This window comes from Micromonospora sp. NPDC005324 (assembly GCF_040607155.1).
Classification (GTDB): domain Bacteria; phylum Actinomycetota; class Actinomycetes; order Mycobacteriales; family Micromonosporaceae; genus Micromonospora; species Micromonospora trifolii.
Genome location: NZ_JBEXGE010000009.1, coordinates 145,222 through 161,417, shown reverse-complemented (window position 1 = coordinate 161,417; position 16,196 = coordinate 145,222). Strand labels below are relative to the sequence as shown.

General features: G+C 73.0%; 17 protein-coding genes. 6 read left to right on the top strand and 11 right to left on the bottom strand.

Features of this window, described 5'->3' with window-relative positions; all coding sequences use genetic code 11:
* The first annotated feature begins 185 nt into the window (after positions 1-185).
* A complete protein-coding gene (locus ABZS40_RS12425) occupies positions 186-1,148 on the top strand; it encodes an LPXTG cell wall anchor domain-containing protein (protein ID WP_354943381.1) in 963 nt (320 codons plus the stop codon).
* A gap of 98 nt (positions 1,149-1,246) precedes the next feature.
* Here the strand turns inward: ABZS40_RS12425 and recG are convergent, their stop codons facing one another.
* Entirely contained in the window at positions 1,247-3,445 is a 2,199-nt protein-coding gene (gene recG / locus ABZS40_RS12420; protein WP_354943380.1) for an ATP-dependent DNA helicase RecG, read from the bottom strand.
* Complete coding sequence (locus tag ABZS40_RS12415) at positions 3,442-5,055, bottom strand: DAK2 domain-containing protein (RefSeq protein ID WP_354943379.1); 1,614 nt, start codon at positions 5,053-5,055, stop codon at positions 3,442-3,444. The genes recG and ABZS40_RS12415 overlap by 4 nt, the downstream gene beginning before the upstream one ends.
* Before the next feature lie 287 nt (positions 5,056-5,342).
* Here ABZS40_RS12415 and rpmB point away from each other — a divergent pair, with 287 nt between their 5' ends.
* Positions 5,343-5,534, top strand: coding sequence for a 50S ribosomal protein L28 (rpmB, locus tag ABZS40_RS12410; RefSeq protein WP_011905179.1), 192 nt, complete (start codon positions 5,343-5,345; stop codon positions 5,532-5,534).
* Between the two features lie 127 nt (positions 5,535-5,661).
* Here the strand turns inward: rpmB and ABZS40_RS12405 are convergent, their stop codons facing one another.
* Both ABZS40_RS12405 and ABZS40_RS12400 read right to left on the bottom strand, forming a co-directional pair.
* Positions 5,662-6,123 carry a GNAT family N-acetyltransferase gene (locus tag ABZS40_RS12405; RefSeq protein ID WP_354943378.1) on the bottom strand — a complete coding sequence of 154 codons (462 nt, stop codon included), beginning with the start codon at positions 6,121-6,123 and terminating at the stop codon, positions 5,662-5,664.
* Between the two features lie 29 nt (positions 6,124-6,152).
* On the bottom strand, positions 6,153-7,142 hold the full coding sequence (locus ABZS40_RS12400) for a thiamine-phosphate kinase (protein WP_354943377.1): 990 nt from the start codon (positions 7,140-7,142) through the stop codon (positions 6,153-6,155).
* 96 nt (positions 7,143-7,238) lie between these two features.
* Here ABZS40_RS12400 and ABZS40_RS12395 point away from each other — a divergent pair, with 96 nt between their 5' ends.
* Positions 7,239-7,472 (top strand): Lrp/AsnC ligand binding domain-containing protein, encoded by a 234-nt coding sequence (locus ABZS40_RS12395; RefSeq protein ID WP_030487446.1) that lies wholly within the window; start codon positions 7,239-7,241, stop codon positions 7,470-7,472.
* Positions 7,473-8,168: a DUF3515 family protein gene (locus ABZS40_RS12390; RefSeq protein WP_354943376.1), complete on the top strand. Its 696-nt coding sequence runs from the start codon at positions 7,473-7,475 to the stop codon at positions 8,166-8,168. It abuts the gene before it with no gap.
* A 77-nt stretch (positions 8,169-8,245) separates the two neighbouring features.
* On the opposite strand, the gene ABZS40_RS12385 is transcribed toward ABZS40_RS12390, so the two are convergent.
* Both ABZS40_RS12385 and ABZS40_RS12380 read right to left on the bottom strand, forming a co-directional pair.
* On the bottom strand, positions 8,246-9,346 hold the full coding sequence (locus ABZS40_RS12385) for a D-alanine--D-alanine ligase family protein (RefSeq protein ID WP_354943375.1): 1,101 nt from the start codon (positions 9,344-9,346) through the stop codon (positions 8,246-8,248).
* 196 nt (positions 9,347-9,542) lie between these two features.
* Entirely contained in the window at positions 9,543-9,761 is a 219-nt protein-coding gene (locus ABZS40_RS12380; RefSeq protein WP_030335309.1) for a hypothetical protein, read from the bottom strand.
* A 278-nt stretch (positions 9,762-10,039) separates the two neighbouring features.
* On the opposite strand from ABZS40_RS12380, the gene ABZS40_RS12375 reads away from it, so the two are divergent.
* Together ABZS40_RS12375 and ABZS40_RS12370 are read left to right on the top strand one after the other, a co-directional pair.
* A complete protein-coding gene (locus ABZS40_RS12375) occupies positions 10,040-10,885 on the top strand; it encodes a helix-turn-helix transcriptional regulator (protein WP_354943374.1) in 846 nt (281 codons plus the stop codon).
* A gap of 5 nt (positions 10,886-10,890) precedes the next feature.
* Positions 10,891-11,091 carry a DUF397 domain-containing protein gene (locus ABZS40_RS12370; protein WP_354943372.1) on the top strand — a complete coding sequence of 67 codons (201 nt, stop codon included), beginning with the start codon at positions 10,891-10,893 and terminating at the stop codon, positions 11,089-11,091.
* Positions 11,092-11,193: 102 nt separating this feature from the next.
* Here ABZS40_RS12370 and ABZS40_RS12365 read toward each other — a convergent pair whose 3' ends face one another.
* The 5 genes from ABZS40_RS12365 to ABZS40_RS12345 form a co-directional block, all read right to left on the bottom strand.
* The gene (locus ABZS40_RS12365) at positions 11,194-12,243 is read right to left on the bottom strand and encodes an ROK family protein (protein WP_354943371.1); all 1,050 of its coding nucleotides are present in this window, start codon (positions 12,241-12,243) and stop codon (positions 11,194-11,196) included.
* A 207-nt stretch (positions 12,244-12,450) separates the two neighbouring features.
* Complete coding sequence (locus ABZS40_RS12360; protein WP_354943370.1) at positions 12,451-13,236, bottom strand: putative protein N(5)-glutamine methyltransferase; 786 nt, start codon at positions 13,234-13,236, stop codon at positions 12,451-12,453.
* On the bottom strand, positions 13,233-14,351 hold the full coding sequence (locus ABZS40_RS12355; protein ID WP_354943369.1) for a cystathionine gamma-lyase: 1,119 nt from the start codon (positions 14,349-14,351) through the stop codon (positions 13,233-13,235). The genes ABZS40_RS12360 and ABZS40_RS12355 overlap by 4 nt, the downstream gene beginning before the upstream one ends.
* A gap of 8 nt (positions 14,352-14,359) precedes the next feature.
* The gene (locus ABZS40_RS12350) at positions 14,360-15,367 is read right to left on the bottom strand and encodes an NAD(P)H-dependent glycerol-3-phosphate dehydrogenase (RefSeq protein WP_354943368.1); all 1,008 of its coding nucleotides are present in this window, start codon (positions 15,365-15,367) and stop codon (positions 14,360-14,362) included.
* Positions 15,368-15,434: 67 nt separating this feature from the next.
* Entirely contained in the window at positions 15,435-16,172 is a 738-nt protein-coding gene (locus tag ABZS40_RS12345; RefSeq protein WP_354943367.1) for a lysophospholipid acyltransferase family protein, read from the bottom strand.
* Positions 16,173-16,196 lie beyond the last annotated feature (24 nt).

Below are 16,196 nucleotides of genomic sequence, written 5' to 3'. Positions count from 1 at the left end.
ATTGCCAGATGGCAATGATCTGAACTCCCCTCATTAACCACCCATCAGTACAGTCTCCCCCTGTCCCCGCTTTAGCCGCGGGAACACCACCGCGTCGCGCGACGCCCCGGTGAGCAGTGACTCCCCGGTCACGATGTCTCCCGGCCTCCCGCCACGCGATCCGTACCCCCTCACCAGGAGCAGGCGTGAACCCTCCCAAGTCTCCGTTCCGGCGCGTCGCGGCCATCGCCGCAGGCGCGTTGATCGGCCTCGCCGGCGTCGGCGTCCTCGCGAGCCCCGCGAGTGCCCACCACCCCGAGCCCTCCGGCACCTACTGCCTGACCTCCGACGGCCAGGTCAAGGTGACCTGGACGGTCGGTAACAGCGAGGACATCGACGCGACGATCACCAAGCTCGAGTCGACCGTCGCGGCCGACTTCACCGGCGGCCTGACGAAGGACGCCACCCTGCCGGCGAAGGGCAAGGGAGTCCTCACCGGCACCCAGGCCCACCGTTTCGACACCAAGCGGCCGACGATCGAGCTGACCGTCGAGGCGCGGTGGGTGCGCTCCGACCGGATCGTGACCGAGGAGCGGACGGTGGCCGCCGAGCCGAAGGGCGCCTGCGCGGCAGAGGCCACGCCCTCGCCGAGCAGCCCGACGCCGACCGCCACTCCGTCGGCGACCCCCACCCCGACCCCCACTGTCGCCTCTCCGTCGCCGAGCCAGCCTCCGACCCAGAGCCCGACCCCGACTGCCACCCCGGCTCCGGCGGAGCCGGTGGGCTCGGTCGAGTCGACCTGCGACAAGCTCACCTTCACGATCGAGAACCCCGCCGACGGTGAGACCGTCACGCTCACCCTGACCCCGAACAAGGGCGAGGCGAAGACGCTGGTCGTCAAGCCGGGCGAGACCGGTTCCGTCTCCTTCGACGCGACCGAGGGTCTGGTCGTCACGCCGGCCGCCGAGGGCCTCGACGACACCGCCCCGATCGCCTGGGAGCAGCCGGCCGACTGCGCCCCGGGTCAGGGTGGCGGTAAGGACGAGCCGGCTCTGCCGCTGACCGGTGCCGCCACCGGCGGCATCATCGCCGGCGCCGTCGTGCTGCTCGCTGCCGGTGCCGCCCTGTTCGTGGTGGCCCGTCGTCGTCGGGTTCGCTTCACCGCCTGAACCAACCCGCTCTGACACCTGAGGGCGCGTCGACCACCCGGTCGGCGCGCCCTCAGCCACGTAGTGGCCTGCGTGCTCGACGCAGCCCCGCGCGTGGGTCAGCCCTTTTCCAGGTACTCCGCGCGATCCTCGTCCACCAGTGCGGCCACCGAGGCGGCCAGCGCCGGGCTGCGGGTCAGCTCCGGGTCGTCCTCGATCAGGGTGATGGCCTCGGCGCGGGCATCGCGGATCAGGTCGGCGTCGCGCCGCAGGGACAGCAACCGCAGGTGCGAGCGGCGCCCGGACTGGGTGGCACCCAGCACGTCGCCCTCGCGGCGTTGCTCCAGATCAAGCTCGGCGAGCTTGAAACCGTCGCCAGTGGACGCCACCGCCTCCAATCGTTCCCGCGCCGATGAACCCTCGGCCGCCTCGCTGACCAGGAGGCAGAGCCCGGCGGCGGCACCCCGGCCGACCCGGCCCCGCAACTGGTGCAGTTGGGAGACGCCGAACCGGTCGGCGTCCAGCACGATCATCACGGTGGCGTTCGGCACGTCCACGCCAACCTCGATCACTGTCGTCGCCACCAGCACGTCCAGGTTGCCGGCCGCGAAGGAACGCATCACCGCGTCCTTCTCGTCGGCCGGCAGGCGACCGTGCAGCACCCCGATCCGCAGGCCGTTCAGCGGGCCTTCGGCCAGCAGCGGAGCCACCTCGGTCACCGCCAGCGGCGGCCGACGGCCGTTGTCGTCCTCGGGTGGCGGTTCCTCGTCCGAGGCAGGCCCGTCACCGATTCGCGGACACACCACGTACGCCTGGTGGCCGGCGGTCACCTCCTCGCGCAGCCGACGCCAGGCCCGGTCCAGGTAGGCCGGCTTCTCGGCGGCCGGCACCACGTGCGAGGCGATCGGCGACCGCCCCCGGGGCAGTTGGGAGAGCGTGGAGACCTCCAGGTCGCCGTAGACGGTCATCGCCACAGTGCGCGGGATCGGGGTGGCCGTCATCACCAGCACGTGCGGCGGCTGGTCGGCCTTGGCCCGCAGGGCGTCGCGCTGCTCCACGCCGAAGCGGTGCTGCTCGTCGACCACCACCAGGCCGAGGTCGGCGAAGTCGACCCCCTCGTAGAGCAGGGCGTGGGTGCCGAGCACGATGCCGGCGGCACCGCTGGCCACCTCGCCGAGCGCCCGGCGGCGGGCCGCCGCGCCCAGCGAGCCGGTGACCAGCTCGACCCGTGTGGCGTGCTCGGCGGAGCCCAGCTCACCGGCCCGCCCGAGCGGCCCGAGCAGGTCGAGCATGCCGCGGTGGTGCTGGGAGGCCAGCACCTCGGTGGGCGCCAGCAGCGCGGCCTGCCCACCCGCGTCGACCACCTGGAGCATCGCCCGCAGCGCCACCACCGTCTTGCCCGAGCCGACCTCGCCCTGCAACAGGCGGTGCATGGGGTGCGGGGCGGCGAGGTCGGCCGCGATCTCCACACCCACCTCAAGCTGACCGGCCGTCAGCTCGTACGGGAGTCGGGCGTCGAACGCTTCCAGCAGCCCGCCCGGGCGCGCCGGGCGGGGTCGGGCCGGCCAGTCGGCCGCCCGGTGCTTGCGCTGCACCAGGGTCACCTGGACGGCGAAGGCCTCGTCCCACTTGAGGCGCCGCCGCGCCTGGTGCAGCGCCTCCTTGCTGGACGGCCGGTGGATCTCGGTCAGCGCGGCGCCCAGCCCGACCAGCTTGCGGCCGGCCCGCACAGCGCTCGGTAGCGGATCGTCCGGCGGGGTGAACGTGTCCAGTACGACGCGCACGCAGCGCGCGATCACCCAGGTCGGCACGGCCGCGGCGGCCGGGTAGACGGGGATCAGCGCCCCGGCGAACTCCTCGATGTCGTCGCTGACCGCCGCCTCGCCGTCGCCACCCTCGCCGAGCAGGACGTACTCCGGGCCGTTGAGCTGCCGTTTGCCCCGGAACTCGGTGACCTTGCCGGCGAACAGGCCCCACCGGCCCGGGCGCAGCTCGCGCTCGCGCCACGCCTGGTTGCCGAAGAAGGTCAACGTCAGGACCCCGCCGGAGCCGTCGCCGACGGTCACCTCCAGCAGGTTGCCCCTCCGCTGACGCATCGGGCGGACCGTGGTGCGCTGCACCTGGGCCAGCACGGTGACCTGCTCACCGACGTCCAGTGAGCGGATGTCGGTGTGTTCACCACGCTCGTCGTAGCGACGCGGAAAGTGGTAGACCAGGTCACCCGCGGTGTGCAGGTCGAGGTGCGAGGCCAGCGCCTTGGCTGTCTTGTCCCCGACCAGCTTCTTCAGCGGAGTGTCCACCGTGGCTGGTTCGCTCATTCGATCCCTACCAGGAGCGGATAAAACGGCTGGCCGCCCGGGTACGCGTGCACCTCGACGAACGGCCAGCGTCGCGCGACGTGCGCGCGGACGGCATCGGTGAGCCCGGCCGGAGCGTCCACCCCGGCCAGCAGGGTGACCATCTCGCCGCCACCACCGAGCATCCGGTCGACCACTGCCGCGCAGGTGTCGGTGAGGTCGGTGCCGATCAGGTGCACCTCCCCCTCCACCAGCGCCAGCACGTCACCGGGACGGCACGGGCCGGCCACTGTCAGCGCCTCCCGGCTGGCATGGCAGACCTCGGCGTAACGGCAGGCGCCGGCCGCCTCGGCCATCGCGATGACGTCGTCCTCGAAACGGCGGTCACCGTCACGGACCGCGAGGGCTGCGAGGGCCTGCACCGGCGAGCGGGTCGGCACCACGCTCACCTTGATGCCGTACCGATGGGCCTCGCGGGCAGCCGCGCTCGCCACCGCCTCCGTGTTGGCGTCGTTGGGCAGCACCACCACCCGGGCCGCGCCGGTGCTGCGGACGGCGTCCAGCAACTCGCCGGTGGACGGGTTGCCCGGCACGACGGTGGCGCCCTCCGCGGCGAACAGGTCGGCGATGCCGCCGCCGGTGGCCACCACCACAGCGGCCCGGCCGGCCACCACCGGGCCGGAGGGCGACTCCGACTGGTCGGCGAAACGGGTCACCGAGATCCGGTACGGGCGGCCGGCGGCGACACCGGCCTCGACCGCCGCGCCCACGTCGTTGACGTGCACGTGCACGTTCCAGGTGCCTTCCGGCTCACGCCCGTCGCCGACGACGACCAGCGAGTCTCCCAGGGCGTCGAGCGCGCGCCGCAACCCGGCGACCGCCTCGGCTGTGGAGTCGAGCAGGAACTGCACCTCGTACGCGTATTCATCCGAACCGGTCTCGCGGGCGACGGTGGCCGCCGGCCGGGCGGAGCGCGGCGCCGGAGCGGGCCGGGCCGTGCGCTCCCCGGTGAGCACCTCGACCAGGGCGTCGAGCAGCACGCAGAGCCCTCGACCACCGGCGTCGACCACGCCCGCGCGGGCCAGCGCGGGCAGCTGTTCCGGGGTGCGGGCGAGCGCTTCGGCCGCCGCCCGGGCGGCGACGCCCGCCACCGCCGGCAGGTCGTCGCTGTCCGCGCCCTCGGCCGCGGCGGCGGCCGCCGCGACCACCGTGAGCACTGTGCCCTCGACCGGCCGGGAGACGGCGGTGTACGCGGCGGCGGTGCCGGAGCGCAGCGCGGCGGCCAACTCCCGGCCGCGCACCGCCGGCACCCCGGCGACCTGGTCGGCGAAACCACGCAGGATCTGCGAGAGGATCACCCCGGAGTTGCCCCGCGCGCCGAGCAGCGCGCCCTGGGCCATCAGCCGCAGCGCGTGCCCGTGCGCTGTCGGCCCGCTGTCGGGGAGAGTGTCCAGATCCATGGCGAGGGCCTGCTGCGCCGAGGTGAGGGTGAGCACCAGGTTGGTGCCGGTGTCGCCGTCGGGCACCGGATAGACGTTGAGCTGGTCGATCTCGCCCTGGTGGCGCTTCAGTGCGGCCAGCCCGCTCGCGCACCAGCGGCGGACCGCGGCGGCGTCGAGGGTGTCCAGCACGGGCAGAAGCCTACTGGCGCGCACTGACACCCGTCGGACTCGTCCGGCGTGTCCTCGCCGGCCCGGGTCGGCGCTGGCCGCAGCGGGGACGAGCGCCTCCGGTACCCTTGCCGCCGGGCCGGCCCACCGCAGGGCGGACGGGCCCACGACCAGGCGTGAGCCGAGGCACGGGCGAGCGCCGGACCAGGCCGGTTGGCCGGGTCGGCGACTCATCGGGTAACCTGACCAGGTTGCCCGGGCAGCACCTGCCGGCGACCTCATGAACGTATCAATCCCAGGAGTATCCCGTGGCTAGCGTGTGCGACGTCTGTGGCAAGGGACCGGGCTTCGGCCACAACGTGTCCCACTCGCACCGGCGGACCAACCGCCGCTGGAACCCGAACATCCAGTCGGTGCGTACCCCGGCCGGTGGCGGCAACACCAAGAAGTTGAAGGTCTGCACCTCGTGCATCAAGGCCGGCAAGGTCACCCGCGCCTGACGCGGTAGCACCCACCTCTTCGTTCGGCTCAGCCGGCGGACCCCGCGGGTCCGCCGGCTCTGTCGTGTCCCCGGGGTCAGACGCCGCACACCGGCCCGGCCGGGCCCGCCGGGGCTCGGCGCGCAGGTCAGAGGGTGCGGCCGAAGGAGACGCAGCCCTCCGCGTCCTTGTAGAAGCCGAAGTTCGGGATCCGCTCGTACCCGGCGGAGCCGTACATGGCGATCGCCTCGGGCTGCTTGTCGCCGCATTCCAGGACCACTCGCTTGCGGCCCTGTTCGCGTGCGGAGCGCTCGACGGCCGCCAGCACCGCGCGGGCCACGCCCCGCCCCCGCGCCGCCGGGGCCGTGTACATCCGCTTCAGCTCCGCGGTGTCCGCGCCGTGGCTGCGCCAGCCACCGCAGCCGACCGGCTCGCCGGCCAGGTAGGCCACCAGGAACGCGCCGTTGGGCGGCTCGAACTCGGCCGCGTCCACCGGGGTGTCGTCGCCGGTGCCGCCGTAGCGGGCCCCGAGGTCGGCCAGTGCGGCCTGGATCAGGTGCTGCGCCACCGGCGCGTCGAACCGCGCCGTCCGGATCTCGATCTCACTCACGGTGTCCAGGGTACGACGGCGAGCGGGCCTCACCGGAAGTGGTCCCAGCCGGCCGGGCCGTCGTAGGCGACGCCGTCGACAGTCACGCTGGCACCGTCGGTGACCAGGCCGATCGGCCGCCAGTCCGGCGGCAGCGCCACCGCCGGGGGGAAGGTCGCGGCCAGCGCGTGGTCGTCGCCACCGGCCAGGATCCAGGTGTACGGGTCGACGCCGAGTGCCTGCGCCGCGTCGGCCATCTGCCGGGGCACCTCGAACCCGTCGCGGCGTACGTCGATCGCCACCCCGCTGGCCGTCGAGACGTGCCCGAGGTCGGCGAGGAGCCCGTCCGACACGTCGATCATGGAGGTGGCGCCGAGTTGGGCGGCCTGCGGGCCGGCCTGGTAGGGCACCTGCGGCCGCCGGTACGCCTCGACCAGCAGCCGGGGGGTGCGGAAGCCCCGGGTCAGCACGGTCAGCCCGGCTGCCGCGTACCCGGTGCGCCCGGCCAGGGCGAGCACGTCCCCGGGTCGGGCGCCCGAGCGCAGCACGGGCGGGCGGCCCGCCAGGTCGCCCAGCGCGGTGACAGCGACGGTCAGGGTGGGGCTGGCCGACATGTCCCCGCCGACGACGCTCGCGCCGACCGTCGCCGCCTCCGCGGAGAGCCCGTCGGCCAACTCCTCCGCCCAGGTGGTGTCCAGGTCCGCCGGCATGCAGAGCGCGACCAGCAGGGCGGTCGGCGTGGCACCCATCGCCACGATGTCCGCCAGGTTGGCGGCTGCCGCCCGGTGCCCGACGTCGCGGGCCGAGGACCAGTCCCGCCGGAAGTGCCGCCCGTCGACCAGCACGTCGGTGGAGGCCGCCACCCGGCCGTCCGGCGCGGCCACCACCGCCGCGTCGTCGCCCGGGCCGAGCAGCGTGGTCGGCCCGTACGACAGCCGGGCGGTGATCCTCCCGATCAGCCCGAACTCCCCGATCCCGGACACGCCGACGCCACCGCGGGCGTTCCGCCCGTGCTGCCCGGCTCCGCCGTGCTCGCTCACCGCTGCTCCTTGACGACCGATAGGGATCAGACCTGGTCCGTAAGGTAGTTTCACCCTTCGGGCCGCTCCCGGGCGGCGACGGACGGAGGTCGAGTCGTGGTACAGGCGTACATCCTCATCCAGACCGAGGTCGGCCGCGCACGTGACGTGGCGGGTCTCATTGCGGACATTCCCGGCGTGGTACGCGTCGACGCCGTCACCGGGCCGTACGACGTGGTCGTCCTCACTGAGGCGAACACCGTCGACGAGCTCGGCAAACTCATCGTCAGCAAGGTGCAGATGGTGCCCGGCATCACCCGCACCCTCACGTGTTCGGTGGTGCGGCTGTAAGTGGACGAGATGACGACCTCCTCCTCGGCTCTGGACGACGACGGGGCGCGCGACGCGGCCGACGGGACGCCCGAGCCGGCTGACGGTAACCGCGAGTCGACCCATCCCGCCGCCGCCGCGCCGGCCGGCCGCGATCGGACCATGCGTGGCGCGGCCCTGCTGGCCACGTTGATCGCGCTGCCGATCACGCTGCTGGTGGCCGTGCTGGCCTTCAGTAAGCTCAGCCCGGACGCGCCGGCCGCCGCGCCGACACCCTCCGCGACCACTGCCCGGGTGCAGTCCACCACCCCGGTGGAGATGGCCGCTCCGGCGCTGGCCGCCCGCCCCGCCACTGTCTGCCGGGCCCTGCTCTCCCAGCTTCCAGCGAGCATCCGCGACCTGGCCCAGCGGCCGGTCACCGCCGGTCCGGAGCAGAACGCCGCGTACGGCGACCCCGCGCTCACAGTGGCCTGCGGCGGCACCGAGCCGACCATCCCGGCCACCGACGAGGTCTGGAAGATCAACGGGGTCTGCTGGCATCCGGCCGAACAGGGCGACACGGCGGTTCTCACCACGGTCGATCGGGAGACGCCGATCACGCTGCGCGTTCCGCGATCCTACGAGCAGCCGTTGCAGTGGGCGGCGCCGATCTCGAGTGCCATCGTGGCCTCGGTGCCTTCCGGCGGCGCGATCCCCTCCGGCTGCGGCCGGGGCTGATCCCCGCCACCACGGCCGCCCCAGGGAGCGAGTGGCAATCAGCGACCAACCGCGCCAGTCCGCACAGCGCGACCCAATCAGTGCAGGCCGACGCCGCGCCGCTGGGCGGTACGGATCAGCCGGTTGACCAGCTTCGGGTACTCCAGGCCGGAGGCCGCCCACATCCGCGGGAACATCGACGTCGGGGTGAACCCTGGCATCGTGTTGATCTCGTTGAGGTAGACGTCCAGCTCGGGGGTGACGAAGAAGTCGGCCCGGGCCAGACCGGCGCAGTCCAGCGCGGTGAACGCGCGGACCGCGTACTCCTGCACCTGGCGGGTCACCTTCTCCGGCAGGTTGGCCGGAATGTCGTACTCGCAGGAGTCGTCGAGGTACTTCGCCTCGAAGTCGTAGAAGTCGTGGTCGGCGACGACCCGCACCTCGGCCAGCACGGACGCCTCGGGCGCGCCACCGGCCTCGCCCTCCAGCACACCGCACTCGATCTCGCGGCCGACGATCGCGGCCTCGATGATGACCTTCGGGTCGAACTGCCGGGCGGCGGCGACGGCCGCGTCCAGCTCGGCCCAGTCGGTGACCTTGCTGACGCCGAACGACGACCCGGCCCGGGACGGCTTGACGAAGACCGGCAGGCCGAGCCGCTCCTTGTCCTGCTCGCTGAGCGTCATCCCGTTGCGCAGGACGGCGTACGTGCCGACCGGGATGCCCTCGACGGCGCAGAGCTTCTTGGTGAACTCCTTGTCCATGGCGGCCGCGGAGGCGAACACGTTCGCCCCGACGTAGGGGATGCCGGCCATCTCCAGCATTCCCTGGATGGTGCCGTCCTCGCCGTATGTGCCGTGCAGCACCGGGAAGACCACGTCCACGTCGGCCAGCACCCGGGGGCCCTCGGTCGAGTCGAGCACCATCAGGCCGTTGCCGGTGGGGTCGGCGCGCAGCACGATGTCGTCGCCGGAGTCGGCGGTGATCTCCGGCAACTGACGGGCGTTGATCGCGAGCTGGGCGGGGTCTCCGTTGGTCAGCACCCACTGGCCGGCCCGGGTGATGCCCACCGGCACCACCTCGAACTCGTCCGGGTCGAGGGCGCCGAACACGCTGCCGGCGCTGACGCAGGAGATGCCGTGCTCCGGGCTGCGGCCGCCGAAGACGATCGCCACGCGGGTCTTGCCTGGGGTGGTCACTCCGGTCACCTCTTCGTACGCGACTGCGGCTGGTCGTGCTCGCCGGTGGCGCTCACCCGGTTGACCTTACTGTGCGTGGCGACAGGGCGAGGCGATACCCGGCGAGCCACGGCACGACACGGCAATCGGTCAGGAGAGGATATACGGTGCGTGATCGGGCGGTAGCGGTGTCGCACACCAGATGACCTGGGCCTGCTCAGTCCCGGGAGTGCCGGCGGCCGACCGCGATGACCTTCACCCGCTGCCGGCCGGCCCGCACCATGCCCAGCGCCATGAACGCTCCGGCGATGCGGTCGGCGGCCTCCCGGCTGCTGGCGCCGACGACCTGCCGCCGCCGTTCCGGCGCGACCCGCTCGTTGCGGTTGACGCCCTCGACGGGACGCACGTCGGTGAGCACCACGAGGAAGCGGGTCATCGCACGCCGCCCGAGGGTACGGCGGGGGGCTCCGGGCGGGTTCGCACGTCGTCTCCTTCCGGCAGGCCGGGGTGGAGGGGCGGCACGCGACGATCGGGTACGGGGGAGAAACCCGATCGCCGCGCGCCCCATCCCCTCCGGTCGCTCACCACCACCGTCGCCACGACAACCGGCGGTGAGGACGCCATAACAGATTGACACGTGTACAGCCGTGAATGCAACTCTCATCGACGTTCTCTCATGCAGACGTTCCCGCGAATGTGTGCGACCATCGATGCATGGCTCCGAAGACCGCCCGTGCCCGCCGGCTCGGCATCGCCCTGCGCCACCACCGGGAAGCCGCCGGGCTGACGCTGGAGACCGCGGCGGATGAGATCAACAGCACCCGCAGCACCCTCTCCCGGTACGAGAACGCCCAGACCCTGATCAGCCCCGCCACCGTGCGCGCCCTGCTCACGTCGTACGGGGTGGGCGCCGAGGAGGTGGCCGCGGCGGTGCAGCTCGCCAAGGACGCCCGCAAACCGGGCTGGTGGGTGTCGTACTCCTACGTGCTGGATCCGCGCACCATCGACTTCATCGCGCTGGAGGCCGAGGCGATCGCCATCGCCAACTTCGAGCCGTCGGTGGTGCCCGGCCTGTTGCAGACCGCCGACTACATCCGCGGCGTGATGCGCGGTGGGCCGCACACCCTCGGCGACGACCTGGTCGAGCAGCGGGTCAAGGTCCGGCTCGACCGGCAACAGCGGCTCACCGCCGACCAGCCACCCATCTTCGACGCGATCATCGACGAGGGCGCGCTGCTGCGGCCGGTCGGTGAGCAGTCGGTGATGGACGGGCAACTACGGCACCTGGTCAAGATGGCCGAGTTGCCGAACATCAGCGTCCAGGTGATCCCGCTCTCCGCCGGCTACCACCGGGGCACCCGGGGTTCCCTGCACATCCTCGAGTTCGCCGACCCGGAGGACCCGATCATCGCGTCGGTGGAGACGGTCGCCGGTCAGATGATCCTCGACCGCGCCGGCGAGACGCGTACCTGCACCAAGATCATGGAGCATCTGCGGAGCGTGGCACTCAGCCCGGCCGACAGCCGCAAGCAGCTCCTGTCACTCCTGAAGGGACGGTAGGACCGATGACACCGACGATCACAGCGGCCTTGGCCGCGGCACCGTGGCGCAAGAGCAGTCGCAGCGGCGACCAGGGCGCCTGCGTGGAGGTGGCCGCCATCCCGTGGCTCGTGGCAGTCCGCGACTCCAAGGACCCGGCCGGCCCGGCCCTGCTGTTCCCAACGGCGGCCTGGGCCGCCTTCGCCCAGGCGCCACCGCAGCGCTGACCAGTCCGCCACACCGCTGAACAGGCCGGGTTGCCGCCCGGCCAGCCAGCCCGCCCGCCGCGCCGCTCACCAGGGCGCGGCGGGCCGGGGCGGTCCGAGGGCTCAGGCAACCAGCGGGCGGGGCTCCGGAACGGCGCGTAGCGCCTCCAGCGCGGCGATCGCGACGCCTCGGGCGCCGGCCATGTCCCGGTCCGGCACCAGGGCGAAGGTGGCCAGGGCCCCCTGCTCCTCGCGGAGCACTGTGTGCTCGCGAACCGTCGCCAGGAACCAGTCGCGGAACTCCGGTGCCGCCTCCACCACCCCGCCGCCGACGAAGTACGCGTGCGGGTCGGTGAAGTTCGCGGCGACGGTGAACAGCCGCCCCAACGCCATCGCCTGCTGGGTGAACAGGTCGCGCGCGAGGGCGTCCTCGCACTCGCCGTACCCCCGGACCAGCTTGGCCGCCCGGGCCACCGGCTCGGCCGCGAGCGGGTGGTCGGGGTACCGGGTCAGCCAGTACGGCAGCAGGTTGCGTTCGATGCCGGTCAGCGAGGCGACGCTCTCGACGTCCCCGGTGAAGCCGCAGGCGCAGGTGGGCTCCGGCTGGCCGGGGCCGAGCAGCCCGCTCAGCGGGATGTGCACGTGGCCCAACTCCCCCGCCATCCCGGCCGCACCGGCGATCACCCGACCGCTCTCGACCACGCCGCCGCCCAGGCCGGTGCCGACGATCGCGGACACCGACGAGCGGTTCATCGCGTCGGCGCCGAAGTAGACGTGGTGCGCGTAGAGCGCGGCCGCGTTGCCGTCGTTGTGGTAGATCACCGGAAGGCCGAGCCGTCGCTCCAGCGCACCTCGCACGTCGAAGCCGCGCCAGGCCGGTTGGGAGAAGTTGGTGGAGCCCCGCGACGAGATGACGCCCTCGGCGCTGGCCGGGCCGGGAGTGTCCAGCCCGACCGCCTGGACCAGGTCGCGCGGCACGCCGGTCTGCGCCAGGGCGCCGTCCAACGCCTGGGCCAACGCCTCGATCGCCGCCTCCGGCCCGGACCGCACCTCGCTGGGGATCTCCAACAGCCCGTCCACCAGGAAACGGCCGTCCACCGTCAGCACTGTGGCGTTGTTGCTGGTGCCGCCGTTGTCCAACCCGACGACCACCGGCACCCCTGCGCTGCCCACCGAAACCGCCTCCCGCCGTCATGAATGTGAGCCGAGGCTAGTGCCAACCCCTCTCCCCCGCCATGCCCGGCCCGCCCGAGCAGCCCAACCGCCGGCGTGCACCGGACCACTCGGCAGTTTCCCCACCGTCGATCAAGGAGTTGTGGTGGGGTACGAAGTACCCGTCATGGCGCTTAACGGGCACCACAAGTCCATGATCGACTCGGGTCAGGGGCGGCGGGCGAAGACCGCGGTTGCGTTCAGGTCTTCGTCGTGTCGGACGGTTGGTACCAGGCCGGCTGCGCTGAACGCGTCGCAGAGCGTGTCGACCTGGGTGGTGCCGGCTTCTACCACCAGGTGGCCGCCGGGGGTCAGCCAGCCGGCGGCGTCGGCACCGACCCGGCGCAACACGGAGAGCCCGTCCGGGCCGCCGTCGAGCGCCACCGGGGCCTCGTGCAGTCGCGCCTCCGGCGGCATCAGCGCGACCGCGTCGGTCGGCACGTACGGGGCGTTGGCGACCACCAGGTCCAGCCGACCCCGCCACTTCTCGGGCAGCGGCGCGAAGAGGTCGCCCTCGTACACCTCGGCGTTCAACCCGACGACGTTGCGGCGCGCACACGCCACGGCCGCCGGGTCGATGTCGGCGGCGGCCAGCCAACGCGGCGAGAGCCGGTGCGCCAGCGCGACGGTGGTGGCCCCGGAGCCGCAGCACAGGTCGACCACTGCCGGCGCCGCGCCGGTCAGTTCGGCCGCCACCTCGACCAGCAGGGCGGTCCGGGCCCGGGGCACGAAGACGCCCTCGTCGACGGCTATCCGCAGGCCGCAGAACTCCGCCCAGCCGAGCAGGTACTCCAACGGAACGCCCGCCACCCGACGGTCGGTCAGGTCGGCCAGCGCCGCCGGGCTGCGCGCGGCGGCCAGCAGCAGCTCGGCCTCGTCCTCGGCGTAGACGCAACCGGCGGCCCGCAACCGACTCACGAGAGCGGCCCGCTCGGTGAGGGAAGAAGACGTCAAACCGATCCCGCCACGTCCAACGCGGCGGCGATGTCGGCCACCAGGTCCGCGGTGTCCTCCGCGCCGCAGGAGAGCCGGACGAAGCCGGGAGCGGTGTCGTCGCCCCACTGCGCCCGGCGGTCCGCCGTGGTGTGCAGGCCACCGAAGGAGGTCGCCGCCGCCACCAGCCGGGCGGCCTCGATGAATCGGCCCACCCGATCGGCGTCGCCCAGGTCGAACGAGAGCACCCCCGGTATCCGGCGCATCTGCGCCGACGCCACCGGGTACGCCGGGTCGTCCGGCCGCCCCGGCCACCGCAGGCCGGTCACGTCCGACCGGCCGGCGAGCAGGTCGACGACCGCGGCGGCGTTCGCGCTCTGCCGCGCCAGCCGCAGGTCGAGAGTGGCCAGTGACCGGTGGGCCAGCCAGGCGTCGAACGCGCCCGGGACCGCCCCGGTGGTGGTACGCCAGGTCGTGATCGCGTCGATCAGCTCGGCGGACCGGCTGGCCAGGTAGCCCAGCAGCAGGTCGGAGTGGCCGGTGAGCGCCTTCGTGCCGGAGGCGACAACCAGGTCGGCACCGAGATCCAGCGGACGCTGACCGAGTGGGGTGGCAGTGGTGTTGTCCACAGCGAGCAGCGCGCCGGCGGCGTGCGCCCGCTCGGCCAGGGCTGCCACGTCCACCACGTCGAGGCCCGGGTTGGCGGGCGTCTCCACCAGCACCAGCCGGACGCCCTCGAACGACGGGTACGGCCCGACGGTCGGCACGAACAGCACCCGGACGCCGATCGTCTCCAGCACACCGGTGGCGAACGCCCGGACCGGGAAGTATCCGTCGGTGGGGAGCACCACGGTGTCCCCCGGCCGCAGCACTGTGAGCAGCAGGCCGGTGATGGCCGCCTGACCGGTCGCGAAGACCCGGCAGTCACCGCCTTCCAGCTCGCCCACCGCCGCCTCCAGCAGCCGCCGCGTCGGGTTGTCGGGGCGGCCGTAGCCGTTCGGCGACGTGCCCTGACCCTCAAACGGGTCGAGGTGGTACGGCGCGGCGAAGACCGGACCGGGTAGGAACGGGTCCCCCGGTGCCGGCTCGGGCAGGCCAGCGCGTACGCAGCGGGTGCCGTCTCCCCACTCGCTCATCGGGTTCCTCACTCGTACGACTCGGGTTTGGCGGTGCGGCTCATCAGGGTCTCCACGGCGAGGCGCGGGTCCATCCCCTCGTGGCAGATCCGCTCGACATGCTCGGTGATCGGCATCTCCACGCCGTGCGCCCGGGCCAGGTCGCGGATCGCCAGGCAGCTCTTCACGCCCTCGGCGGTCTGCCGGGTGGCGGTCTGGGCCTGCTCCAGCGTCTCGCCCCGGCCCAGATGCTCGCCGAAGGTGCGGTTGCGGGCCAGCGGGGACGAGCAGGACGCGACCAGGTCGCCCATTCCGGCGAGGCCGGCGAAGGTGATCGGGTCCGCGCCGAGCGCCACGCCCAGTCGGGCCGTCTCGGCCAGCCCACGGGTCATCAGCATGGCCCGGGTGTTGTCGCCGAAACCCATCGCGGTGGCGATGCCGTACGACAGGGCGATCACGTTCTTGACCGCCCCGCCCAGCTCGCAGCCGATCACGTCGTCGTTGGTGTAGGGGCGCAGGTACGGCGTCCGGATCGAGGACTGGACGAGCGTGGCGCGGGCGCTGTTCATTGCGGCGACCACTGTCGCGGCGGGCTGCTCGGCGGCGATCTCCGGGGCCAGGTTCGGGCCGGACACGACGACCACCCGGTCCGCGGCGACCCCGGCGGTCTCCACGATGACCTCGCTCATCCGCTTGGTGGTGCCCAGCTCGATGCCCTTCATCAGCGACACCAGGGTGGAATCCGGGTGCAGGTGCCCGGCCCATTCGGCGAGGTTGCCACGCAGGGTCTGCGACGGCACGGCCAGCACCACCACCTCGGCGCCGGTGATCGCCTCGGCGGCGTCGGCGGTGGCGGTGACGCGGGTCGGGAGCAGCAGGTCGGGCAGGTACTCCGGATTGCGGCGCTCGGTCCGGATGCTCTCGGCGACCGGCGCCCGGCGGGCCCACACCGTCACGTCCCGCCCCGCGTCCGCGAGGATCTTGGCGAACGCGGTGCCCCAGGAACCGGCACCGAGCACCGCGACGTGACCGCTCATGCCACCGCTCCGCTTCGCTTCGCAGCGGCACCGCTGCCGAGCCCGACGATTCGCTCGCTTCGCTCGCTCATGCCGCTTCGTCCCGCTGCTCGCGGCCGACGGAGGACCGGGCCGGTCGCTCCCACAGTGGCGGCGCGGTACCGCCACGGATCTCGGCGAGCATGTCCCGCAGCCGCAACATGATGGTGTCCGTCATCTCCTCGAGGGTGGCCCGGGTCGGCTGGGCGTCCGCCCACCGGCTCAGGTCGATCGGCTCCCCGGCGGCAACGGTCACCGGGATCCGGGGGCGCAGGCTGACACGGGTCGTCCGCGGGTCGAAGATCCGTTCCGGCCCCCACATCACCACCGGTACGACCGGGGCGCCGGTGGCCAGGGCCAGCCGGGCCGCACCGGTCTTGGCCTTCATCGGCCAGAGCTCCGGCTGTCGCGTGGTGGTGCCCTCAGGGTAGATCACGACCGCGCCGCCGTCGTCGAGCGCGGCGACCAGTGCGTCCAGTGAGCGGACGGCGTCCACGCTGCCCCGGTCGACCGGGATCTGCCGGCACCGGTGCAGGATCCAGCCGACCACCGGCACCCGGAACACGCTGGCCTTGCCCAGGTACTGCGGCCAGCGCCCGGAGTCGTAGATGAAGTGCGCGGACACCAGCGGGTCGGCGTGGGAGATGTGGTTCGCCACGATGATCATGCCGCCGTCGTGGTGGAGATGCTCCTGACCACGCCAGGTACGCCGGGTCCAGACGGTCATCACCGGCTTGATCAGCCACACGGCGAACCATTGCCAGAACCCCAGCCTCCGCCGTGCCACTGTGCCTCCTCTTCGCGCCCAACC

Bases quoted from the DNA above. Each gene is read 5' to 3' on its own strand.
- ABZS40_RS12380 (WP_030335309.1), bottom strand. From the start codon at position 9,761: ATGACCCGCTTCCTCGTGGTGCTCACCGACGTGCGTCCCGTCGAGGGC.
- ABZS40_RS12350 (WP_354943368.1), bottom strand. From the start codon at position 15,367: ATGAGCGGTCACGTCGCGGTGCTCGGTGCCGGTTCCTGGGGCACCGCG.
- recG (WP_354943380.1), bottom strand. From the start codon at position 3,445: ATGAGCGAACCAGCCACGGTGGACACTCCGCTGAAGAAGCTGGTCGGG.
- ABZS40_RS12375 (WP_354943374.1), top strand. From the start codon at position 10,040: ATGGCTCCGAAGACCGCCCGTGCCCGCCGGCTCGGCATCGCCCTGCGC.
- ABZS40_RS12355 (WP_354943369.1), bottom strand. From the start codon at position 14,351: ATGAGCGAGTGGGGAGACGGCACCCGCTGCGTACGCGCTGGCCTGCCC.
- ABZS40_RS12370 (WP_354943372.1), top strand. From the start codon at position 10,891: ATGACACCGACGATCACAGCGGCCTTGGCCGCGGCACCGTGGCGCAAG.